The sequence below is a fragment of the Bacillus sp. AFS018417 genome (assembly GCF_002560985.1).
Classification (GTDB): Bacteria; Bacillota; Bacilli; order Bacillales; family Bacillaceae_G; genus Bacillus_A; species Bacillus_A rhizoplanae.
Genome location: NZ_NTTM01000002.1, coordinates 86,981 through 109,413, shown reverse-complemented (window position 1 = coordinate 109,413; position 22,433 = coordinate 86,981). Strand labels below are relative to the sequence as shown.

Genomic DNA, 22,433 nt, shown 5'->3' with positions numbered 1-22,433 from the left:
GAGGAATGAAAGTAAATAAAAAACAAGTGATTCAACTACTTGAGACGATTGCACTTTTCATGGAGCTAAAAGGTGAAAATCCCTTTAAAATATCAGCATTTCGTAAAGCGGCAGCAGCGTTAGAAAGTGATGATCGCAGCCTTTCAGAGATTGAAGATTTTACGAAAATACCAGGCATCGGAAAAGGAACCGCAGCCGTTATTGCAGAATACATTGAAGTTGGAACGTCAGAAGTGCTTGCGGAGTTGGAAAAAGAAGTACCGAGCAGCTTATTGCCGCTTTTAAAATTACCAGGCCTTGGCGGAAAAAAAGTAGCGAAGTTATATAAAGAACTTGGCGTTGTAGATATGGAAACATTAAAGAAAGCTTGTGAGGAGAAGAAAATTCAAGCGCTTGCGGGATTCGGTAAGAAAACGGAAGAGAAAATATTAGAAGCAATTGCTCAAGTTGGTTCTCGTCCAGAACGTCTTCCGGTGGCGATGGTGCTTCCTATTGCCGGGGAAATAGAACGGAAATTGTCGAATGTACCAGAAATTATTCGGTATTCCCGTGCTGGTAGTTTGCGCCGTGTTCGCGAAACAGTGAAAGATTTAGATTTTATCATTGCAACAACAGAACCAGAAAAGGTGCGCGAGCATTTATTGCAGTTTGAAAATATGATTGAGGTCATTGCAAGCGGAGATACAAAAGTTTCTGTACGCCTTCAGTATGAGTACGATATTTCTATTGATTTCCGTCTTGTTAAGCCGGAAGAATTTATTACCACTCTTCACCATTTCACAGGTTCAAAAGACCATAATGTAAGAATGCGCCAAATTGCGAAAGATAAAGGTGAGAAAATTAGTGAATACGGTGTTGAAAACTTAGAAACGGGTGAAGTGAAGACATTTGAAACAGAAGAAGCGTTTTTTGCACACTTTGGACTTCCATTTATTCCGCCAGAAGTGCGTGAAGATGGGAAAGAAATTGACTTGATTGGGCAGTATCCGAATTTAATTCAGTTCTCTCATATTCAAGGTGATTTACATATGCATACGACGTGGAGTGACGGTGCTTTTTCTATTGAGGAAATGGTACAAGCATGTCGCGCTCGTGGATATAAATATATGGCAATTACCGACCATTCACAATACTTAAAAGTGGCGAATGGTTTAACGAAAGAACGTCTTCGTGAGCAAGGAAAAGAAATTGAACGCATTAATGAAAAGTATCCGGATATCACCATTTTACGTGGTATTGAAATGGACATTTTACCGGATGCAACGCTTGATTTTGATGATGAAGTATTAGCGGAGCTTGATTATGTCATTGGTGCGATTCATTCTAGTTTCTCACAAGATCGTGAAACAATTATGAAGCGCCTTCGCACGGCAATTGAAAATCATCATGTGACAATGATTGCGCATCCAACGGGCCGCTTAATTGGTCGACGCGAAGGATATGATGTCGATACAGATTTATTAATTGAGCTTGCGAAAGAAACAAATACTGTACTTGAATTAAATGCAAATCCAAATCGTTTAGATTTAAGTGCGAAACTGTTAAAACAAGCGCAAGATGCAGGTGTGAAAATCGCGATTAACACAGATGCCCATACGCTTGAAATGCTAGAGGATATGGAAATTGGTGTTGCTGCAGCGCGAAAAGGTTGGATTCAAAAAGATACAGTTATTAACACATGGGATATTGAACGTTTATTAGATTATATTAAGCGTAATAAGTAACACAAGGGGGACAAGCAACTATGTTAGAACGAACGTTGCGGGTATTAGAATATGACAAAATAAAAGAACAATTGCTTGAGCACGTTGCTTCTTCACTTGGCCGCGATAAAGTGAAAGGGCTTATGCCGAGCACGAATTATGAAGAAGTTGTAGAACTTCAAGAAACAACAGATGAAGCAGCGAAAGTGATCCGTTTAAAAGGACATGTGCCGCTTGGCGGGATTTTTGATATTCGTCCAAATGTAAAACGTGCGAAAATTGGCAGTATGCTAAGTCCGCATGAACTGCTCGACATTGCTAGTACGATGTATGGAAGCCGTCAAATAAAACGATTTATTGAAGATATGGTTGAAAACGGCGTTGAACTGCCGATTTTAGACACGTATGTAGCACGCATTATATCTTTATATGATTTAGAAAAGAAAATTACAAATTGCATTAGTGATGGCGGAGAAGTAGTTGATAGTGCAAGTGAAAAACTACGCGGTATTCGTCAGCAAATTCGTACAGCGGAAAGCCGAATTCGTGAGAAACTTGAAAATATGACGCGTTCTTCTAACGCACAGAAGATGTTATCAGATGCAATTGTAACGATTCGTAACGATCGCTATGTAATTCCTGTGAAACAAGAATATCGCGGTGTATACGGTGGTATCGTTCATGATCAGTCTGCTTCAGGACAAACGTTATTTATCGAGCCGCAAGTCATTGTTGAATTGAATAACACACTGCAAGAAGCACGGGTAAAAGAAAAACAAGAAGTAGAACACATTTTAATGATGTTAACAGAAGAAGTCGCTGCCGAGGCTGATATTATTTTAGAGAACGTTGATGTTGTGGCAGAGCTAGATTTCATTTTCGCAAAAGCTTTCTATGCGAAACGATTAAAAGCAACGAAACCAATTTTGAACAATGAACGTTATATGAATTTACGCCAAGCCCGTCATCCGCTTATTGATCCTAAAGTCGTTGTGCCAAACGATATTGTGCTTGGAAAAGACTTTACAACAATCGTTATTACAGGACCAAATACAGGTGGTAAAACTGTTACATTAAAAACGGTAGGGATTTGTATATTGATGGCGCAGTCCGGTCTGCAAATTCCTGTTCTTGATGAATCGGAAATTTGTGTGTTTAAACATGTTTTTGCCGACATCGGTGATGAGCAATCTATTGAACAAAGTTTAAGTACATTCTCATCTCACATGGTAAACATTGTTGATATTTTAGAGCAAGCTGATTTTGAAAGCTTAGTACTGTTTGATGAATTAGGAGCAGGAACAGATCCGCAAGAAGGAGCTGCGCTTGCAATTTCAATTTTAGATGAAGTGTATAACCGCGGTGCGCGCGTTGTCGCAACGACGCACTATCCAGAGCTAAAAGCATACGGATATAATCGTGAACAAGTGATTAACGCAAGTGTTGAGTTTGATGTAAATACATTAAGCCCAACTTACAAATTGTTAATTGGTGTACCAGGACGAAGTAACGCTTTTGAAATTTCAAAACGCCTTGGTTTATCTGACCGCGTAATTGACCGTGCTCGTGGTCATATTAGTACAGAATCAAATAAAGTAGAAAATATGATTGCTAAGCTGGAAGAAAGCCAAAAGAATGCTGAGCGTGAATGGAATGAAGCAGAAGAGCTTCGTAAGCAATCTGATAAGCTTCATAAAGAATTGCAGCGTCAAATTATTGAATTTAACGAAGAACGTGATGAAAGATTATTAAAAGCACAAAAAGAAGGCGAAGAAAAAGTTGAAGCTGCGAAGAAAGAAGCAGAAGAAATTATTCGTGAACTGCGTCAATTGCGAAAAGCAAAGCTTGCTGATATTAAAGATCACGAGCTAATTGAGGCAAAAAGCCGTTTAGCAGGAGCAGCACCGGAGCTTGTGAAAAAACAAAAGACAAAAGTGAAAAACACAGCGCCAAAACAAGTGTTGCAGCCAGGCGATGAAGTAAAAGTATTAACGTTTGGTCAAAAAGGTCAGCTTCTTAAAAAAGTAAGTGACAATGAATGGAACGTCCAAATTGGAATTTTGAAAATGAAAGTAAAAGAGTCCGATATGGAATATATTAACACGCCAGCTCCTGTTGAGAAAAAAGCAGTGACAGCGGTAAAAGGTAGAGACTATCATGTTTCTTTAGAACTTGACCTTCGCGGTGAGCGCTTTGAAGATGCGATGGCACGTGTTGAAAAATATTTAGATGATGCACAGCTCGCAAGCTATCCACGCGTTTCGATTATTCATGGAAAAGGAACAGGAGCACTGCGCCAAGGTGTACAAGATTACTTGAAAAACCATCGCGGCGTGAAAAGCTTCCGATATGGTGATATGGGCGAGGGAGGCCTTGGTGTTACTGTTGTAGAATTGAAGTAGGAAAACAAGCAAAGGGGAAACGGCTATGTTTATGGACAAACTTGCAAAAGTATTGTTAGCTTGTTGTGGAACGTTCTTTATTATTGGGGTTATATATTTGCTGTTTTTTGCGAAATAAGGGAGAGAACACCGTTTTTGGTGTTCTTTTTCATTGCCTGTTTTCTAGGTATTAGAGTATGGGCATGAGTAGAAGTTGTTATGTATAATAGAAGATGTTATACAGGAATAGAAGGTGACGTTATGATTAAAACGAAAAAACTGTTAGAGGAAGCAACTAATTTTATTACAGATTGCTACAATGAACTAGAAAAATCTCATGAAATACAAGATAGATTATCACAAATTGAAGCTGAAATACAGAACACAGGAACGTATGAACATACTTTTGAGGAGCTTGTTCACGGGGCACGAATGGCGTGGAGAAATAGTAACCGCTGCATCGGTCGTCTCTTTTGGAATAAGCTGCATGTATTAGATGCACGCGATGTAAATGATGCAGAAGGTATATATGAGGCATTGCTTCATCATATTCAATATGCTACAAATGACGGGAAAATCCTACCTACAATTACTATTTTTAAACAATATCAAGGTGAGCATAATCAAATTCAGATTTATAATCACCAATTGATTCGCTACGCTGGATATGAAACAGAAAACGGAGTTATCGGTGACTCTCATTCACTGTCATTTTCAGCGTTTTGTAAGAGCCTTGGTTGGCAAGGGCAGGGGACACATTTTGATGTGTTGCCGCTTGTATTCTCGATTGATGGAAATGAACCAGTGTATATGCCAATTCCAAAAGAATATGTAAAAGAAGTGCCGTTAGAACATCCGGAGTATCCATTCTCCTCATTGGAAGCAAAGTGGTACGGGGTTCCGATGATCTCGGATATGCGTTTAGAAATTGGCGGTATTTCTTACACAGCCGCACCCTTTAACGGCTGGTATATGGGAACAGAAATAGGTGCTCGCAATTTAGCTGATCAAGATCGTTATAACCTTCTTCCCGCTGTTGCTGAGATGATGGGATTAGATACGTCAAGAAATAGTACACTCTGGAAAGATAAAGCATTAATAGAATTAAATGTAGCTGTTTTATATTCTTTCAAAAAACAAGGAGTAACTATTGTAGATCACCATACGGCGGCTCAGCAGTTTAGTCAATTTGAGAAACAAGAAGCAGCGTGCGGCCGTCTTGTAACAGGGAACTGGGTATGGTTAATTCCGCCTGTATCTCCTGCAGCAACGCATATTTATCATAAGCCTTATCCAAATCAAATACTTACACCTAATTTTTTTCATAAAAAGGGTAAGAACTTGTAAAGATTTGAGCTTGCTGTGTGGATAAAGTGAAACTTCCATCAGTGTGAGTTTCACTATCCACGAATAGCGGGATAAAAGAATAACGTGGTATAGTTAGAAGGGACTGTTTATGGGGGATACTTATATAAACAGCCCTATTTCATTTTGTGAATATATGTGCTTCTAATATAGAGTGGTTTCATACATAAGATAAGTTGTGATTAAGCTTCTGACTTCGTATAAGCCTTTCTGAATAGCTAGAAAGCATTGGAATTGAAAGGTAGGATATGTGATGAAAACAGAAGTTATTTTAAAAGTTAAGACGAAATACGTAAATGAATTAAAAAGTGGTTATCCACTTATTTCGAAAGAAGCGATTATCAATTTACATGATGTAAATGCAGAAGGTACAATCGTAAAGCTTGTGGACGAAAAAAAAAATTTTATCGGTAAAGGATATTACGGGAAGCAAAATAAAGGATATGGATGGATTCTAACAAGAAAAGAACAAGAACAAATCGACCAATCCTTCTTTGAAAAGAAGATTAAATCCGCTTTAAGTAAACGAAAAAACTTCTATGAAGCTTCAGATACAACAGCATTTCGCGTGTTCAATGGTGAAGGCGATGGAATCGGCGGCTTAATTATTGATTATTATAATGGGTATTACGTAATTAGCTGGTATAGCGAGGGAATTTATCAATTTAGTAAAGAGATTATCGAGTCATTGCAAAATGTTACAGAATTTAAAGCGATCTATCAGAAGAAGCGCTTTGATACAAAGGGGCAGTATATTGAAGAAGACGATTTCGTAGCAGGAGAACGCGGAGAGTTTCCGATTATTGTCAAAGAGAATGGTGTAAACTTTGCGGTGTATTTAAACGACGGGGCAATGGTCGGGGTGTTTTTAGATCAACGTAATGTAAGAAAGCAAATTCGTGACAAGTATGCAGACGGTAAAACAGTCTTGAATATGTTCTCCTATACAGGTGCGTTTTCTGTCTTTGCAGCACTAGGTGGAGCGGCAAAAACGACAAGTGTTGACCTTGCGAACCGCAGCTTAAGTAAAACAATTGAACAATTTAGCGTGAACGGTGTTGATTACGAAGCGCAAGATATTATTGTAGAAGATGTATTTCACTATTTCAAATATGCAGTAAAGAAAGCACTGAAATTTGATATGGTGATTCTAGATCCGCCAAGCTTTGCACGTTCAAAAAAATATACATTTAGTGCTGCGAAAGATTATAAAAATTTATTAAAAGAAGCAATTGCGATTACAGAAAATAACGGTATTATCGTAGCTTCTACAAACTGCAGTGCCTTCGGTATGAAAAAGTTTAAAGGTTTTATTGATACAGCATTTAAAGAGATGGATGGCAAGTATAAAGTATTAGAAGAACATTCATTACCAGAGGACTTCCGTACAATTTCACAGTTTCCAGAAGGGGATTACTTAAAAGTTGTATTCATCAAAAAAATCAAAGGCTAAATGTACAATATATCGACTATTCAACGAAAAGGAGCTCATTATTCAATAATGAGCTCCTTTTCTTATGAAATAATATTTTTTACACGACCAACTTGTCCATCTTGAAGGCGGACTTTAATACCGTGTGGATGTGAAGGAGAATTTGTTAAAATATCCTTCACAATACCTCTAGTTAGTTTCCCCGTACGCTGATCTTGCTTTAATACAATATCAACCTCAAGCCCAGGTGAAATATTTGTTCGCTTCTGTCCGTTCATTTATACACCTGTGCGTCTGCGTTGATTGTTTGGCTTCTTCGTTTGTTGATTTTGCAATTTCTTTGTTGCTTGACTTTGATTTTTAGCATTTGATCCATTTGCATTTCCTTGCTGTTTCTTCGCAAGTTGCTCACGCATTAAATCCGCTAGGCTTACTTTTTTATTTTCTGACATATTAAATCTCCTTTTATATACAGTGAATTGTAAACATTCATAGTGAACTCCATCATATCATTGTTGAGGGAAGAAATGAAGCTGGATTATGGAGAAATAAGAAGCTTGGGATATGAGAGTGGAAAAGTTGTCGTAAAGGACTTCTTTTGGAAATGCGTTAAAACGAATCGATAGTTCATGTATCGATTTACTTAACAAAAAGCCCCTCCAGTGTATGAACTGAAGGGGCTTTTACTCATATTTCCTAAATTGTGGATGATATAATAATCTGTTCTCTTATGGAGTGATAAAACTAAGCGGAGCGTAAGGATAATTTGGGAGAAGATGTGAAATGGCAGGAGTAGGTAAAAATTGATGATGCAAGATTGTATTTCCATCTTGCGGAATACCCGCAGTATTGACTCCAAATGTGTTCGTGATGATACATTTGGCAGGTCCATATTGAGGAGTCACAAGTACTTCGTAGCAAGTATTTGGTTGCTGAAAAGGATTTGGGAGAAATGCGTGAATCACGAGAAGATTGCGAGGAGGAATTGTAAATGTAAGCGGTGTGAGAATCGGTTGAACGTTGTCAGGCGGAACGATGTTGCTTTGCTGAGGTTGAATCGCTTGTGCGGTGTTTAAAGGTGGATTGACGACTTGCCCACAAAAAAATACAAACTTGGCTACCTCGGCTGGATTACACATATTTTGCCAATCTAACACGGATACGGTGACGGTTTGGGGCATGTTGTAATGCTCATTTGAAAGCGTGACGATCACGATCTCGGTATTGGGGTTTCTACATATAGATCCTGTCGTAAATACAGCGGATTCTCCTGGACATTTTGGAGCCGGGCACCAATAAGAATTAAAGTGTTTGTCTGACAAGAATAATAAAACTCCTTTCTTTTAAAATATAATTCAATTATATGGAATTGTATCGCTTTTGCTTGTATACTTGTCCGACGGATAAACTTATTGAATATTTCGTTTTTTTTGTAAATAAAAGCCGTTTGAATGTAATTGTATTTATATATGAGGAATTAAAGTGAGGAACTATGCTACATGCTAGTCGGGATAAAGTGAAACTTTAATCAGTGGGGGGTTTCTTCATCCCCACTGATTATTAGTTGAAGCAATCGGGCTTTTACGGGCAGTTTATCTCCCTCCTAACTTCTTTGCTTTCACCGAATTTTGAGGTGGGAGTATTACTGCCCGTTAATGCGGGATAAAAGAATGGTAGGAACATGGTTATATTTATCGGGAAATGGGCAAGGAAACCCCACCTTCAAAACATGCAAGACATAGCCAAGTTTAAGGTGGGGCTGAATTGCTGTCGTGCTCATAAAAAATATTTTCTCATCAATGCGAACTTATGTTCTTTTTAGGTGTTTTGTAGTATCATAAAAGAAAGAAGGAGGTGAAATTGATGACGAAAGAAAAAGAATATGTAACCTACCAAATTTCGATTAAGAAAGGTCATAAGTTATACCCTTACTTCCTAGAAATGTGTCAAAATGCAAAAAATCTCTATAACACAACAAACTTTTACATTCGCCAAGTATATACGGCCTTACGTGCTGAGAAACCATCACAGCCACTTCAACAAGAAGTTCTTCATACATTACAAGCGTATATTGGAATTATGAATGAAAATCAACTTCGTACGTATCAAAAAAACTTACAAAAGCAGAAAGAAAAGCCAGCAGAAGAACGGAAAGAAATCAAGTGTAATTTGTTTACTCTACCGACAAAAGAAAAATCATTCCTATCCTATAACTTCCTGGATTGTTTGTTTAAAACAATGAGGCAACAAGATTATATAAACCTGCCATCACAAGTGAATCAAGCAGTTATGAGAAAGCTTTTCAAAAACTGGGATTCATTTTTTGAGTCCATAAAAAAATACAAAAAACATCCTTCCACTTTTACTGGTAAACCTCGTATTCCAAACTACATCAAATTATCTATGAGAGAAGTTGTATTCACGAATCAAGTATGTAAACTCCAAGGTAAGTATATCCGTTTTCCCAAAACAAGTATCAAACTAAATATCGGTAAATTGTTCGGAGAGATCGAAAATCTAAAAGAAGTACGTGTTTCTCCTGCTTACGGGAAATTTAAGGTAGAAATTGTAACACAACAGTCTGAGCCGCCACCTAAGCACATTGATAACAACTGTTATATGAGTATTGATTTAGGAGTCAATAACATTGCAACCATCGCAACGAATACCGGGGCTACTCCTGTGTTAGTAAAGGGCAATGTGATTAAAAGTATCAATCAATACTACAACAAACAAAAGGCGCATTTACTGGGCATTCTTCGTCATGGAAAAGAACCCAAAGAAGGACCACATACATCCAAGCGTTTAGAGAGGCTTCATGAAAAACGGTTTCTAAAAATAAAAGATCTCTTTCACAAAATGAGTTACCATATTGTTCAGTTTGCGATTCAACACGAGATTTCAACGATTATGATTGGGAAAAATACATCATGGAAACAAAACAGTGATATGGGGAAACAACAGAATCAATCCTTCTGCCATATCCCGCATAATCTACTCATTGAAATGATCCACTACAAGGCGAAAAGGCAAGGCATAATGGTACAAGTTGTGGAAGAGTCGTATACAAGCAAAGCATCCTTTCTAGACAATGATGCGATTCCTACTTACGATGAGGAAGACATCCCTGTATTCAGTGGAAAACGTATCAAACGTGGCTTGTATCGTACGAAAGAGAACAAATTACTGAATGCTGATGTGAATGGTGCCTATAACATCTTAAAAAAAGTAGTTCCAAAGGCATTTGCCGATGGAATAGAGGGGTTGTGCCATCAGGCAGCTGTGTCAACTCCGCTTGTGTTAAGCATCTCTTGAAGATGATACACAAGAAACCCCCACTTCAAGATCCGAAGGAGATAAGTGGCGGGAGTTTTCATTTACCAAATTCAACCATCGTATTACAATATAATTATAAATTTTCAAGAAAACGGGTGATGGTGTGCAACATAAAATTTTATTGGTAGAAGACGATATATCGATTCAAGAAATGGTCAATGGGTATTTAACAAAAGAGGGGTTTGTTGTAGCGGTAGCCTCGGACGGAGAGGAAGGAATAGCGAAGTTTTTAGAAGATCAGTTTGATTTAGTTATTCTTGATATTATGATGCCTAAAATAGATGGCTTAGAAGTGATGAATATGATTCGAAAAAAGAGTTCTGTACCAATTTTAATTATGTCAGCAAAAGACACGGATGTTGATAAAGCATTAGGGCTTGGACTTGGCGCAGATGATTATATTTGTAAGCCGTTTTCTATGATTGAATTGTCTGCACGGGTGAAGGCAGGTATTCGTCGTTCGACGAAATATTCCGCTCCGCAAAAGAGAGAAGATGAAATGATTGTAATAGGTGATTTGAAAATTGATACGACGAATTTTACTATTCAGAAAAACAACAAAGATATTAAACTTACTTCTAAAGAATTTGAGCTTTTAAAGCTATTTGCGACAAATCGAAATCGTGTGTTTACAAAGGCGCAAATTTATAACTTGATTTGGAATGAAGAATATTACGGTGATGAGAATGTCATTAATGTTCATATGAGAAGGCTGCGAGAGAAAATTGAGGACGATCCATCTCAGCCGCAGTACATTAAGACACTATGGGGCATCGGTTATAAGCTGGAAGTGATATAGAATGGTTTTATTTTTAACGGCTATTATTTTTATATTAATTGGTGTTATTTATTTTCAATATCGCACGGGGAAAAATCGAAGTGCGAATTTACGTTATACATATGAAAAGTTGCAGGCTATTGTAGAGAAGCAAACGAGTGAAAATTTATTAGTAGTAACAGATGATAAAGAATTGAAATCATTATTAGTGGCAATTAATGATTTGCTAGATGAAAAGAAAAAAACAATTGCGAAACATTCGAAACTAGAAATATCGATGAGGAAAATGCTTTCCAACATATCACATGATTTAAAGACGCCGCTTACTGTGATTCTCGGTTATGTTGAAATTTTAAATGTAGATGAAACGATAGGCGAAGAAGAGAGAAAGATATTACTAGAAAAAATTCATATGAAAACGTTAGAAGTGTTAGATCTTATTCATAAGTTTTTCGATCTAGCAAAACTAGAATCCGGCGATAAAGATATTGCAATGACGCGGATTCATATGAATGAAATTTGTCAGGAACATATGTTATCGTTTTATGATTTATTAACAACACAAGGATTTGATGTTCATATTGATATACCAGAAATGCCAATATATGCGCACGGAAATACAGAAGTCATCGGAAGGATTATGAATAACTTAATTTCAAACGCAATTGCTTATGGGGGAGACGGAAAAATATTAGGGATTACACTACGAAATGATGATAAGTTTGTGTATGTGGACATATGGGATAAAGGAAAAGGAATTTCTGAATCTCACATCGATAAAGTATTTGAACGTATGTACACATTGGAAGATTCACGAAATCGTTTGTATCAAGGCAGCGGACTGGGGCTGACGATTACGAAGCGCCTTGTAGAAGCATTAGGGGGAGAAATCCATCTGTCTAGTACGCCATATGAGAAAACAGTGTTTACGGTTATGTTAAGAAGAATCAACTTTTAGCTTGTAGAAAGAGCAATTCTACAAGCTTTTTTCAACTTAAGAAATTTGTAAGAATGTAGTAAGAAAAAAGAGAACTTCGTTGCTTACAATGCAAATATAGAGCAAGTGCGAAAGGGGAATGAAAATGACATATGTATTGAAAACGAATCAATTAACGAAAGTGTTTCATGGCAAAGAAGTTATTTCTAATGTAAATATGCATGTGAAACAAGGTGAAATATATGGATTCTTAGGACCAAACGGTGCTGGTAAAACAACAATTATGAAAATGATAACGAATTTAATTAAACCAACAAGCGGTGAAATTGAGATTTTCGGTGAGAAATTAACAGATACATCATATGAAGTGTTAAAGCGAATGGGAACGATTATTGAATACCCAATCTTTTATGAAAAACTAACAGCGAGAGAGAATTTGTATTTACATTGTGAGTACATGGGCTATTATGACAAGAAAGCAATTGATCAAGCGTTAGACCTTGTAAACTTACACAATGTAGACGACAAGAAGGTAAAAGACTTTTCACTTGGGATGAAACAGCGGCTAGGAATTGCAAGAGCGATTACAACAAAACCAGAGCTGTTAATTTTAGATGAACCAATTAACGGTTTAGATCCAATCGGCATTAAAGAATTACGAGAATTATTTAAAATGCTTTGTAAAGAATATGGGATTACTCTATTAGTTTCCAGCCACATTTTAGCGGAAATGGAGCAAATGGCAGATACAATTGGTGTCATTCAAAGTGGGAAGCTAATAAAAGAAGTTTCGATGAAAAGTATTAACGGTAAACAAACAGAGTATATTGAGGTTACGGTTCAGGATGTAAAACAAGCAGCCTATGTTTTAGAGAATAAACTACGCCTTACAAACTTTAAAGTAATGAATGAAAATACGATTCGAATTTATGAAGCAAGAATAGCACAGCAAGAGATTTCAAAAACGCTCATTATGAATGATATCGTAATTGAAGGAATTAATAAGAAGCATAGCTCACTGGAAGATTATTTCTTAAACCTTATGAACGGAGGCGGCATCCATGCTTAATTTGATGAGATTAGAACTGATAAAATTTAAAGTTGGTTCTTCGATCAGAGGGGCATTCATTGCGGCGTTTATAATTTTTGGTTTTCTTCTACTAATTGGATATGCTTCAAAATCAGAAGGAGACATTGCTTTTTCAAATTACAATGAATTATTTTCTGTCATAGATACTTTGGTACGTGCAACGTTTATTATTTTTGGAGCGAGTTTACTAGCAAAAATAATTGTTCAAGAATTTACAGATAAGACGATAACATTGCTATTCATGTATCCAGTCAATCGACAAAAACTTATTATCGCCAAATTACTCATTGTGATTGTATTTACTTTTTTCTCAATGATTATTTCGGAAATGATTGTGTTTAGTTTGTTTTATGTTGCTAATGCTTATAATCCAGTGCTTTCGGAAGCATTAACATTACCGATTGTTACACATAATGCAGCGAAATTAGTAATGAATGCAATCGCAGCAACGGGCATGAGCTTAATCCCGCTTTTCTTTGGAATGAGAAAGTATTCCGTTCGTACGACTATTATATCTTCTATTATAATCGTGTCTCTCGTATGCTCGAATAATGGTGGAACTTCATTAAGTGATATTATTATCATTCCAATTATATTAGCTTGTATTGGAGTAGTGATTGCTTATATGACAGTGCGAAAAGTTGAGCAGGCGGACTTATTTAAATAAGCAAAGTAGATGAACTAGGAGGAGAGACCATTATGCTACACCTCATGAAGCTAGAAATGAAAAAGTTTAAATTTGGTTGGTATGTAAAAGGAGCATTAATTGCCAACATCATTATTACGGCCTTATTCATTTCCATAAACTATATCCAGGAAATAGAAAATGATGTAATTATGACGAATTCTGAGGAGGCTTTTTTATTGATAGGAGCAATGGTACGGGCAACATTTATTGTCTTTGCAGCAGTATTACTTGCGCAATTAGTTATTGAAGAATATAAAAATAAGACAATAATGCTCATGTTCTCTTATCCGATCAAGCGGAAGAAAATCATTGCTAGTAAATTAGCTATTATTGCTATACTGACATTTATAACAATTTGGTTATCTAATATAGTTATTACAGGTGCTGTCTTTCTTTTACAAGGATACTTCTCGTTTATATCATACTCTATAACATTTACTGAATGGATGCAGCAAGCTATCAATATGATTCCATTTGCAATCGCTGCGGCAGGTACAAGTCTAATCCCACTATATTTCGGGATGCGTAAGTATTCTGTTCCTACCACAATTGTATCATCATTTCTTGTCGTTTCATTCGCTTGTTCTTATAATCCAGCGTTCTCAATAGTCACCACTATTCCCATTCAGTTCGTCCTTGCAGCTGTTGGAATTATAATTGCCTACTTAGCAATTCGGGACATTGAGAAAGAGGATGCGATTTAGTTTTTCAGATAGTATTGCAAAGTGTAGTAAAAAGACAAGATTTTTATCAATCTTGTCTTTTTATCATTGAAATTGGATTTGTATGACTCTAATTCTAATAGGAATTTTTAGCTTGTAGAAAGAGCAATTCTATAAGCCTTTTTAACTTAAGAAATTCGTAAGAAAAAAGAGAATTTCATTTCTTATTATATAAATATAAAGCGGGAGCGAAAGGGGATTAAAATACGAAGTGTTGTTTTGATAGGAATGGCACTAGTATTCAGCATAATAAAAGTTAATTAGGGAGGAACGATTATGGATTTACTGGTACTTAATCTAGTAGGTGGGCTTATAGCACTTTTAATAGGGGTAATCTTATATTACAGAAATCCAGAGCAGAAGTTTTTTTTACTTTTCATGGTGATAGGGATAGTAACCGTAATGATAAATGGAGTTAGAATGCTTTTAATATAGTGATGATTTATTTTTATCCCGCATTAACGGGCAGTAAGACCCCCACTGACGGAAGTTTCACTTTATAACACAGAACGATTTCAAGAAAAACCAAATCACCTGAGTCCGATAGAATATCGAACTCAGGTGATGAAAAAGTGCGTAACCATATAGGTCTTTTCTTTACTGTCTACTTGATAGGGGCATACTCATTATCAATCTTGTCTTTTTATTATTCAAACTGGATTTGTATGACTCTAATTTTAATAGGAATTAATTCTTTATTTTTATAAACTGTAACAAATCTTCAAAAGCTGCTTGTTGATCACGCCATAGTTCAGGCAAGTTATTTAAGGGGAAAAATTTTAGCTGTAAGCTTTCTTCGTTATGAGTATGTAATGTTCCGTGAAAATCTCTACAAATATAAGCTAACTTCACTAAGGCAACTTGATCGCCGTTAGATAGTGTTCTTTCGTAATCTTTTCCAGAATACACATTAAAGAATTCAAGTTTACCCAATTTTAAACCAGTTTCTTCTAACACTTCTCTCCTTACTGTATCTTCAACTGTCTCCCCCATTTCCATAAATCCGCCAGGCTGTCCCCACTTTCCGTTATCGGATCGTAATTGTAGAAGCACTTCATTTTTTTCATTAAATACAAAACAACCTGCGGCCACCATAATTACTTTTTCATGTCCAACCATATTTCTTAAATAACTTATATAATCCATACGTTTCAGCTCCAATATTCATTTACATCCATTATAAATAATTCCAGAGAAATTTGTTTTGTTCTTATAGAATAAAAATAAGGTTCCTCAAAAAAGAGGAACCTTATTTTTATTTAGTAAGCAAATATTACATTTGCGGCGCTGTCATTCCAGCTAGAGCCCATTCTTCTTTTGCAGGGCCGTAAATACCAGGAACCTTTAATCCAGCTTGACGCATGAGTACCGTCATTTGCCCACGATGATGGTTTTGATGGTTGATAACAGTCATTATAAATATTGAATTTGGCATTGGTTTTCCAAAGAAATCATTTATCGTTGCTAAATCTTTATCTGTCCATTGTGTTTGTAATGCTTCAGTAAATGCCTTATTCATTTGACGATAGCTATCTGCGATATACTTAGCTGACGTTGGTACAGGATAATCCTTTGTTTCTCCTTCAAACTTTAATCCTGTACGGGATGTAATGACAGGAATAGCAGTGACAATATGCCATGCAATGCGCCCTAACGTCCAGTTTTCCGGCGTGATTGCTTGTTTTAACGATTCATCAGTAAGAGCATCTAATACCTTTTGTGTTGACTCCGCTTCGTATTTCCATGATGTTAAAAAGCCTTCAATTGTTTGGAACATAGAAAAAACCTCCTATGATTGGATTCAAATGGTAAATTCGTGAAAGTTTTATAGTTTCCTTCTAGTATGAAGAAAAATAAAGGAGTTGCATTGTTACTAGATTACTATGTCAATCCTTTCTCGCAACATTATAACAGTAAAAAAGAATAACTCAGAACATTTTGCCTCGTATAGCTGTAAGATTTTATATGTGTAGAGTTTAATGGTAAGGAGGGAGCTGGAGTTCTGAGTATATCGTTGCGGGAATTGTGGCATTTTGTATAGGAGTATGGAAAAGGCAAGTTGTGTTTTCCGTTATTAACGGGAGTGATTACACTTGTTTGTTGGAGAGTGCTTGTAGGATGGTAATAGTTATAAAATAGTCTGAATATTATGATTGTAACGAAATAATCCCTATACTATAATGAAAATAGTCAACATGAATACACATTCAGTTTCACTTGTGTTAGAGCAAGATGGGCTAGTAGTACGAGAGAATCATATTTTTGTAACTTAAAGAAGGGGGAGTTTTAAAATGGAAAGGCCCTGGCTAAAAAGTTATCCAAAGGAAATTCCGCATACAATTTCCTACGATATGCAGCCTCTTCATGTGTATTTACAGCAAACAGCTTCACAATATCCAGATAAGAAAGCGCTTCATTTTCTTGGGAAAGATATTACATTCTCAGAACTAAATCGTAAAGTTAGGCAATTCGCCAACTATCTTCGCAAACTGGGGATAGAAAAAGGGGATCGAGTTGCCATTATGCTGCCAAACTGCCCGCAAGGTGTTATCGGTTATTATGGAACACTATTAGCTGGCGGTATTGTTGTGCAAACGAATCCGCTTTATACAGAAAGAGAGCTTGAATATCAGCTTCATGATTCAGGAGCGAAAGTCATTCTTTGCCTCGATTTAGTGTTTCCGAAAGTCAGCAATGTGCAGTCCTCAACTAATATTGAGCATGTCATCGTAACACGCATCGCAGATTTTTTACCATTTCCGAAAAATTTATTATATCCATTTGTGCAAAAGAAACAAACGAACCTTGTGGTGAATGTAAGAGAAAGTGAAAATATCCACGTTTGGAGGTCCATTGAACGTGCAGGGGATGAAGCGGTAGACGTTTCGTGTGATCCCGAGGAAGATATAGCACTTCTGCAATATACAGGCGGGACGACAGGATTTCCAAAGGGTGTAATGCTTACCCATAAAAATCTTGTATCCAATACAATTATGGGCATGCATTGGCTGTATAATTGCAGAAAAGGAGAAGAAGTTATTCTTGGTGTACTTCCATTTTTTCATGTATATGGTATGACGGCAGTAATGAATTTATCAATTATGCAAGCGTATAAGATGGTGCTCGTTCCGAAATTTGATATTAAAATGATGCTAGAGGCGATTAAAAAACATCGTGTGACGTTATTTCCTGGAGCCCCGACCATGTATATTGCTCTATTAAACTATCCTGAGCTTCATAAATATGATATTTCTTCCATTAGCGCATGTATTAGTGGTTCCGCCCCGCTTCCGGTTGAAGTGCAAGAACAATTTGAAAGTGTAACGGGAGGAAAGCTTGTAGAAGGATATGGCTTAACGGAATCATCCCCGGTTACACATGGTAACTTTTTATGGGCAAGACGGGTGCCGGGAAGTATAGGGGTGCCGTGGCCTGATACGGATGCGCGCATTATTTCGTTAGAGACAGGTGAAGCATTGCCAATAGGAGAGGTTGGAGAAATTGTTGTGAAGGGTCCGCAAGTGATGAAGGGGTATTGGAATAAACCAGAGGAAACAGCAGCAGTTTTGCAAGATGACTGGCTTTATACGGGTGATGTTGGATATATGGACGAAAACGGCTTTTTTTATGTGAAAGATCGTAAGAAAGATATGATTGTTGCCAGTGGATTTAACGTATATCCACGCGAAGTAGAAGAAGTATTGTATGAGCACGAAAAAGTGCAAGAGGTTGTCGTTCTTGGTGTGCCTGATCCGTACCGCGGTGAAACAGTGAAGGCTTTCGTTGTTATTAAAGATGGTGCAACATGTTCAGAAGAAGAATTAAATGAGTTTGCTCGTAAATATTTAGCAGCGTATAAAGTTCCTAAAATATATGAGTTTCGGAAAGATTTGCCGAAAACAACTGTTGGGAAAATTTTACGTCGTGTGCTTGTTGAAGAAGAGCTGCGAAAACAAGAAGATGAGCAGACGGGCTAAACGCCCTTTCTTTTTTGGATGAGTAGTATTGACAATATTTTAAATAATCAGTATTATTGAAATGTGAATGAATCATCATTCAGTCATCTTCTTGAAGGGGATAGTACTGTGAAAAAGAATCGACCAAAATATAACCAAATTATTGATGCAGCGGTGATTGTCATCGCAGAAAATGGATATCATCAAGCGCAAGTTTCCAAAATTGCAAAGCAAGCTGGTGTTGCTGATGGAACTATTTATTTATATTTCAAAAATAAAGAAGATATATTGATATCTCTATTTCAGGAGAAGATGGGAGAATTTATTGAAACAATTCGGCAAAAAACAGCAGGAATTGAAAGCGCTGTAGAGAAGTTATTTATGTTGGTAGAAACGCACTTCTCTTTACTGTCGAAAAATGATCCTCTTGCTATCGTTACGCAACTAGAACTTCGCCAATCCAACCAAGAATTACGCCTCAAAATTAATGAAGTGCTGAAAGGGTATTTGCAAGTCATGGATGAAATTTTAGAAACCGGCATACAACAGGGAGAATTTCGCACGGATCTAAATGTACGCGTGGCAAGACAAATGATTTTCGGAACAGTAGATGAAGTTGTAACCAACTGGGTAATGAGCGATCATAAATATGATTTGGTCGCAATTTCAAAAACGGTGCATGAGCTATTAGTAGCAGCTTGTGGTTACCGCAATTAATGGGGAGGGAGTACATTTGAATTTCCTATCTTTAACGGTGGAAGATTACGTAGCAATTGTAAAGATCAATCATCCGCCGGCAAATGCGATGTCTTCACAAGTCATTAGTGAAGTTGGTGAACTTCTTGATGTAGTGGAAACGGACGAAAATGTGCGCGTTGTACTTGTTCATGGAGAAGGTCGCTTTTTTTCAGCGGGAGCGGATATTAAAGAATTCACTTCTGTTGAAGAAGCAAAAGAGGCGACGACATTATCACAACATGGGCAAGTCATTTTTGAACGTGTTGAAAAGTTTTCAAAGCCAATTATTGCGGCTATTCACGGTGCAGCGCTTGGCGGCGGATTAGAATTTGCAATGTCTTGCCATATGCGTTTTGTAAGTGAAACTGCAAAAATCGGTTTGCCGGAGCTAACGCTAGGATTAATCCCGGGTTTTGCGGGGACGCAGCGCTTACCGCGTTATGTGGGGAAAGCAAAAGCGTGTGAAATGATGCTAACAAGCGATCCGGTTTCAGGTGTGGAAGCAGTTGAATATGGACTTGCAAACCGAGCATTCCCTGAAGAAGCATTGCTGGAAGAGACGCTAAAACTAGCGAAAAAGATTGCAGGAAAAAGCTCAGCATCTACTCGCGCTGTGTTAGAGTTATTACAAACAACAAAATCTTCTTCTTATTATGAAGGAGTGCAACGCGAGGCACAGTTATTTGGTGAAGTGTTTACAAGTGGAGATGGGAGAGAAGGCGTTGCTGCTTTCTTAGAAAAACGTAAACCTTCTTTTAGTGGTAGGTAGTTCTATATTTTTTTAACATAAATTAGCAGAATATTATAATTAACAAAATTTTTATAAAAAAACAAGGGGGTAAATAGAATGAACATCTACGTACTCATGAAACGAACATTTGATACTGAAGAAAAAATCGCAATTAAGAATGGTGCAATTTACGATGGCGAAGCGGAATTCATCATCAACCCTTACGATGAATATGCGATTGAAGAAGCAATTCAAGTAAGAGATGCACAAGGCGGTGAAATTACAGTCGTTACAGTTGGCGGTGAAGATAGTGAAAAAGAACTTCGCACGGCACTAGCGATGGGCTGTGATAAAGCAGTATTGATTAATATTGAAGATGATGTTGAAAATGGCGATCAATATACAACAGCAAAAGTACTTACTGAATACTTAAAAGAGAAGGATGTCGATTTAATTTTAGCTGGTAACGTAGCGATTGACGGCGCATCTGGACAAGTTGGACCACGTGTCGCTGAAGCGCTTAATATCCCATATGTAACAACAATTACAAAGCTTGAAATTGACGGTACAAACGTAAAAATCGAGCGTGATGTAGAAGGGGATACAGAAGTAATTGAAACGACATTGCCACTTTTAGTAACAGCGCAGCAAGGGTTAAATGAACCGCGTTATCCATCGCTTCCAGGTATTATGAAAGCGAAGAAAAAGCCGCTGGAAACATTGGAATTAGATGATTTAGATTTAGAGGAAGATGATGTAGAAGCGAAAACAAAAACAATTGAAATCTATTTACCTCCTAAGAAAGATGCTGGAAAAGTGTTACAAGGCGAACTGCAAGAGCAAGTAAAAGAACTTGTATCGTTGTTGCATACAGAAGCGAAAGTAGTTTAAAAAATACTAGGATATCCAGGAGGGAAAACATATGGCTCGTAAAGTATTAATAATGGGAGAAGTTCGTGACGGATCTTTACGTAACGTTTCATTTGAAGCAGTAGCAGCAGCAAAAACAATTGCAGAAGGCGGTGAAGTTGTCGGTCTTTTACTAGGTGAAAGCGTCGCTTCATTTGCGAAAGAACTGATTCATTACGGTGCAGATCGCGTTGTGACAGTTGAAAGCGATAAGTTAAGCTCATATACATCTGATGGATATGCACAAGCATTTCTAGCGGTGTATGAAGAAGAAAAGCCAGAAGGAATTGTCTTTGGACATACGGCGCTTGGGAAAGATTTATCACCAAAACTTGCAGCGAAATTACATGCAGGTCTTGTCTCTGACGTGACAGCGTTAGAAGTGGCTGGTGGAAACGTTGTGTTCACACGCCCAATTTACTCTGGTAAAGCATTTGAGAAAAAGATTGTAACAGATGGTGTATTATTTGCGACAATTCGTCCAAATAACATTGCGCCGCTTGAGAAAGATGAAGCACGTGAAGGCGATGTTTCTTCTATGACAGTCGATGTAAAAGATTTGCGTACAGTTATCAAAGAAGTTGTTCGCAAAACAGCAGAAGGTGTAGACCTTTCTGAAGCAAAAGTCATTATCGCAGGCGGACGCGGTGTGAAGAGTGAAGAAGGTTTTAAGCCGTTAAAAGAATTGGCAGATGTGCTTGGCGGAGCAGTTGGCGCTTCTCGCGGAGCATGTGATGCAGAATACTGCGATTATTCACTGCAAATTGGACAAACAGGTAAGGTTGTAACACCAGATTTATATATTGCATGTGGTATTTCTGGTGCGATTCAACATTTAGCTGGTATGTCTAACTCAAAGATCATTGTAGCAATTAATAAAGATCCTGAAGCAAACATTTTTAAAGTAGCTGACTATGGCATCGTTGGCGACTTATTTGAAGTGTTACCGCTTCTAACAGAAGAATTCAAAAAGTTAAAAGTACATTCTTAAACATGAAGTTACGCATAATGGGTTCCCATTAAGTAATTACCCCTATATAAATAAAGGAAGGCGAGAGGTCCCCTGCTTCTCGCTTTTTCGTACGAAAAGTAATACTTTCTTATAGTATAAAGGCATGATTATTTGATACAATACTTAACGATACATATTATTCGCCACGTATATAAGATAATGATATACTTTGGTTAGAAAGTTCATAAAGGAGGAAATAAAATGGCAATTGTAAACGCAACTGACCAAACTTTCGCAGCTGAAACAAGCGAAGGTGTTGTATTAGTAGATTTCTGGGCACCTTGGTGTGGCCCTTGTAAAATGATCGCTCCTGTATTAGAAGAAATCGATGCAGAATTAGGCGATAAAGTAAAGGTAGTAAAAGTAGATGTTGATGAAAACCAAGAAACAGCTCGTAAATTCGAAGTAATGAGCATTCCATCTCTTTTCGTAGTAAAAGATGGTCAAGTGGTTGATCAAGCATTAGGTTATAAGCCGAAAGAAGCATTAGTTGAATTAGTATCTAAACACTTCTAATTGATAAAAGGTCCAGCATACGATGCTGGACCTTTTTATTTTGGTTATAATTTCCTTGTATTAATGTGACACCGGATACAAAAATGATGTTGACACTTATCGCTCCTACTTTTATAATCAAATTATCAATAATGAAAATC

At 37.2% G+C, this 22,433-nt stretch carries 22 protein-coding genes; 17 read left to right on the top strand and 5 right to left on the bottom strand.

What is annotated here, in order from left to right; all coding sequences use genetic code 11:
- Positions 1–5: 5 nt before the first annotated feature.
- The 4 genes from polX (at position 6) to CN326_RS00790 (ending at position 6,902) form a co-directional block, all read left to right on the top strand.
- Positions 6–1,724, top strand: a complete 1,719-nt coding sequence (gene polX, locus CN326_RS00810) for a DNA polymerase/3'-5' exonuclease PolX (RefSeq protein ID WP_098305227.1) — start codon at positions 6–8, stop codon at positions 1,722–1,724.
- Between the two features lie 20 nt (positions 1,725–1,744).
- Entirely contained in the window at positions 1,745–4,105 is a 2,361-nt protein-coding gene (locus CN326_RS00805) for an endonuclease MutS2 (protein WP_098305225.1), read from the top strand.
- Between the two features lie 240 nt (positions 4,106–4,345).
- The gene (locus tag CN326_RS00795) at positions 4,346–5,431 is read left to right on the top strand and encodes a nitric oxide synthase oxygenase (protein ID WP_098305223.1); all 1,086 of its coding nucleotides are present in this window, start codon (positions 4,346–4,348) and stop codon (positions 5,429–5,431) included.
- A 271-nt stretch (positions 5,432–5,702) separates the two neighbouring features.
- On the top strand, positions 5,703–6,902 hold the full coding sequence (locus tag CN326_RS00790; RefSeq protein WP_098305221.1) for a class I SAM-dependent rRNA methyltransferase: 1,200 nt from the start codon (positions 5,703–5,705) through the stop codon (positions 6,900–6,902).
- A gap of 62 nt (positions 6,903–6,964) precedes the next feature.
- Here the strand turns inward: CN326_RS00790 and CN326_RS00785 are convergent, their stop codons facing one another.
- The 3 genes from CN326_RS00785 to CN326_RS00775 form a co-directional block, all read right to left on the bottom strand.
- Entirely contained in the window at positions 6,965–7,159 is a 195-nt protein-coding gene (locus CN326_RS00785) for a YwbE family protein (protein ID WP_098305219.1), read from the bottom strand.
- Entirely contained in the window at positions 7,160–7,333 is a 174-nt protein-coding gene (locus CN326_RS24445; protein WP_098305217.1) for a hypothetical protein, read from the bottom strand.
- A gap of 276 nt (positions 7,334–7,609) precedes the next feature.
- Positions 7,610–8,203, bottom strand: coding sequence for a hypothetical protein (locus CN326_RS00775; RefSeq protein WP_098305215.1), 594 nt, complete (start codon positions 8,201–8,203; stop codon positions 7,610–7,612).
- A gap of 541 nt (positions 8,204–8,744) precedes the next feature.
- Here CN326_RS00775 and CN326_RS00765 point away from each other — a divergent pair.
- The 7 genes from CN326_RS00765 to CN326_RS24440 all read left to right on the top strand — a co-directional run bounded on the left by CN326_RS00765 (position 8,745) and on the right by CN326_RS24440 (position 14,867).
- Complete coding sequence (locus CN326_RS00765) at positions 8,745–10,196, top strand: RNA-guided endonuclease InsQ/TnpB family protein (RefSeq protein ID WP_098305213.1); 1,452 nt, start codon at positions 8,745–8,747, stop codon at positions 10,194–10,196.
- 124 nt (positions 10,197–10,320) lie between these two features.
- Positions 10,321–11,016, top strand: a complete 696-nt coding sequence (locus CN326_RS00760) for a response regulator transcription factor (protein WP_098305210.1) — start codon at positions 10,321–10,323, stop codon at positions 11,014–11,016.
- A gap of 1 nt (position 11,017) precedes the next feature.
- Positions 11,018–11,953, top strand: a complete 936-nt coding sequence (locus tag CN326_RS00755) for a HAMP domain-containing histidine kinase (protein ID WP_098305208.1) — start codon at positions 11,018–11,020, stop codon at positions 11,951–11,953.
- Between the two features lie 124 nt (positions 11,954–12,077).
- Positions 12,078–13,001 (top strand): ABC transporter ATP-binding protein, encoded by a 924-nt coding sequence (locus tag CN326_RS00750; RefSeq protein ID WP_098305206.1) that lies wholly within the window; start codon positions 12,078–12,080, stop codon positions 12,999–13,001.
- Positions 12,994–13,689, top strand: a complete 696-nt coding sequence (locus tag CN326_RS00745; RefSeq protein ID WP_098305203.1) for an ABC transporter permease — start codon at positions 12,994–12,996, stop codon at positions 13,687–13,689. Before CN326_RS00750 ends, CN326_RS00745 begins: the two co-directional genes overlap by 8 nt.
- 32 nt (positions 13,690–13,721) lie before the next feature.
- Positions 13,722–14,414, top strand: coding sequence for an ABC transporter permease (locus CN326_RS00740; RefSeq protein ID WP_098305201.1), 693 nt, complete (start codon positions 13,722–13,724; stop codon positions 14,412–14,414).
- 294 nt (positions 14,415–14,708) lie between these two features.
- Positions 14,709–14,867, top strand: a complete 159-nt coding sequence (locus CN326_RS24440) for a hypothetical protein (RefSeq protein ID WP_098305199.1) — start codon at positions 14,709–14,711, stop codon at positions 14,865–14,867.
- A 252-nt stretch (positions 14,868–15,119) separates the two neighbouring features.
- Here the strand turns inward: CN326_RS24440 and CN326_RS00730 are convergent, their stop codons facing one another.
- Positions 15,120–15,578 (bottom strand): NUDIX hydrolase, encoded by a 459-nt coding sequence (locus CN326_RS00730; protein WP_098305197.1) that lies wholly within the window; start codon positions 15,576–15,578, stop codon positions 15,120–15,122.
- Positions 15,579–15,705: 127 nt separating this feature from the next.
- Positions 15,706–16,209 carry a DinB family protein gene (locus tag CN326_RS00725; protein WP_098305195.1) on the bottom strand — a complete coding sequence of 168 codons (504 nt, stop codon included), beginning with the start codon at positions 16,207–16,209 and terminating at the stop codon, positions 15,706–15,708.
- Positions 16,210–16,723: 514 nt separating this feature from the next.
- Here CN326_RS00725 and CN326_RS00720 point away from each other — a divergent pair.
- The 6 genes from CN326_RS00720 (at position 16,724) to trxA (ending at position 22,293) form a co-directional block, all read left to right on the top strand.
- The gene (locus CN326_RS00720; RefSeq protein ID WP_098305193.1) at positions 16,724–18,409 is read left to right on the top strand and encodes a long-chain-fatty-acid--CoA ligase; all 1,686 of its coding nucleotides are present in this window, start codon (positions 16,724–16,726) and stop codon (positions 18,407–18,409) included.
- Positions 18,410–18,517: 108 nt separating this feature from the next.
- Positions 18,518–19,105 (top strand): fatty acid metabolism transcriptional regulator FadR, encoded by a 588-nt coding sequence (locus CN326_RS00715; RefSeq protein WP_429706457.1) that lies wholly within the window; start codon positions 18,518–18,520, stop codon positions 19,103–19,105.
- 16 nt (positions 19,106–19,121) lie between these two features.
- On the top strand, positions 19,122–19,895 hold the full coding sequence (locus CN326_RS00710; RefSeq protein ID WP_098305189.1) for an enoyl-CoA hydratase: 774 nt from the start codon (positions 19,122–19,124) through the stop codon (positions 19,893–19,895).
- Between the two features lie 78 nt (positions 19,896–19,973).
- Entirely contained in the window at positions 19,974–20,747 is a 774-nt protein-coding gene (etfB, locus tag CN326_RS00705; RefSeq protein WP_098305187.1) for an electron transfer flavoprotein subunit beta, read from the top strand.
- A gap of 31 nt (positions 20,748–20,778) precedes the next feature.
- Positions 20,779–21,756: an electron transfer flavoprotein subunit alpha/FixB family protein gene (locus CN326_RS00700; protein ID WP_098305185.1), complete on the top strand. Its 978-nt coding sequence runs from the start codon at positions 20,779–20,781 to the stop codon at positions 21,754–21,756.
- 222 nt (positions 21,757–21,978) lie between these two features.
- Positions 21,979–22,293 (top strand): thioredoxin, encoded by a 315-nt coding sequence (gene trxA / locus CN326_RS00695; protein WP_098305183.1) that lies wholly within the window; start codon positions 21,979–21,981, stop codon positions 22,291–22,293.
- Positions 22,294–22,433: the final 140 nt, after the last annotated feature.

What these genes read in the sequence shown, in the direction of transcription:
- polX (WP_098305227.1), top strand. Translation starts at nt 6, where the DNA reads ATGAAAGTAAATAAAAAACAAGTGATTCAACTACTTGAGACGATTGCA.
- CN326_RS00805 (WP_098305225.1), top strand. Translation starts at nt 1,745, where the DNA reads ATGTTAGAACGAACGTTGCGGGTATTAGAATATGACAAAATAAAAGAA.
- CN326_RS00795 (WP_098305223.1), top strand. Translation starts at nt 4,346, where the DNA reads ATGATTAAAACGAAAAAACTGTTAGAGGAAGCAACTAATTTTATTACA.
- CN326_RS00790 (WP_098305221.1), top strand. Translation starts at nt 5,703, where the DNA reads ATGAAAACAGAAGTTATTTTAAAAGTTAAGACGAAATACGTAAATGAA.
- CN326_RS00785 (WP_098305219.1), bottom strand. Translation starts at nt 7,159, where the DNA reads ATGAACGGACAGAAGCGAACAAATATTTCACCTGGGCTTGAGGTTGAT.
- CN326_RS24445 (WP_098305217.1), bottom strand. Translation starts at nt 7,333, where the DNA reads ATGTCAGAAAATAAAAAAGTAAGCCTAGCGGATTTAATGCGTGAGCAA.
- CN326_RS00765 (WP_098305213.1), top strand. Translation starts at nt 8,745, where the DNA reads ATGACGAAAGAAAAAGAATATGTAACCTACCAAATTTCGATTAAGAAA.
- CN326_RS00755 (WP_098305208.1), top strand. Translation starts at nt 11,018, where the DNA reads ATGGTTTTATTTTTAACGGCTATTATTTTTATATTAATTGGTGTTATT.
- CN326_RS00750 (WP_098305206.1), top strand. Translation starts at nt 12,078, where the DNA reads ATGACATATGTATTGAAAACGAATCAATTAACGAAAGTGTTTCATGGC.
- CN326_RS00745 (WP_098305203.1), top strand. Translation starts at nt 12,994, where the DNA reads ATGCTTAATTTGATGAGATTAGAACTGATAAAATTTAAAGTTGGTTCT.
- CN326_RS00740 (WP_098305201.1), top strand. Translation starts at nt 13,722, where the DNA reads ATGCTACACCTCATGAAGCTAGAAATGAAAAAGTTTAAATTTGGTTGG.
- CN326_RS24440 (WP_098305199.1), top strand. Translation starts at nt 14,709, where the DNA reads ATGGATTTACTGGTACTTAATCTAGTAGGTGGGCTTATAGCACTTTTA.
- CN326_RS00730 (WP_098305197.1), bottom strand. Translation starts at nt 15,578, where the DNA reads ATGGATTATATAAGTTATTTAAGAAATATGGTTGGACATGAAAAAGTA.
- CN326_RS00725 (WP_098305195.1), bottom strand. Translation starts at nt 16,209, where the DNA reads ATGTTCCAAACAATTGAAGGCTTTTTAACATCATGGAAATACGAAGCG.
- CN326_RS00720 (WP_098305193.1), top strand. Translation starts at nt 16,724, where the DNA reads ATGGAAAGGCCCTGGCTAAAAAGTTATCCAAAGGAAATTCCGCATACA.
- etfB (WP_098305187.1), top strand. Translation starts at nt 19,974, where the DNA reads ATGAACATCTACGTACTCATGAAACGAACATTTGATACTGAAGAAAAA.
- CN326_RS00700 (WP_098305185.1), top strand. Translation starts at nt 20,779, where the DNA reads ATGGCTCGTAAAGTATTAATAATGGGAGAAGTTCGTGACGGATCTTTA.
- trxA (WP_098305183.1), top strand. Translation starts at nt 21,979, where the DNA reads ATGGCAATTGTAAACGCAACTGACCAAACTTTCGCAGCTGAAACAAGC.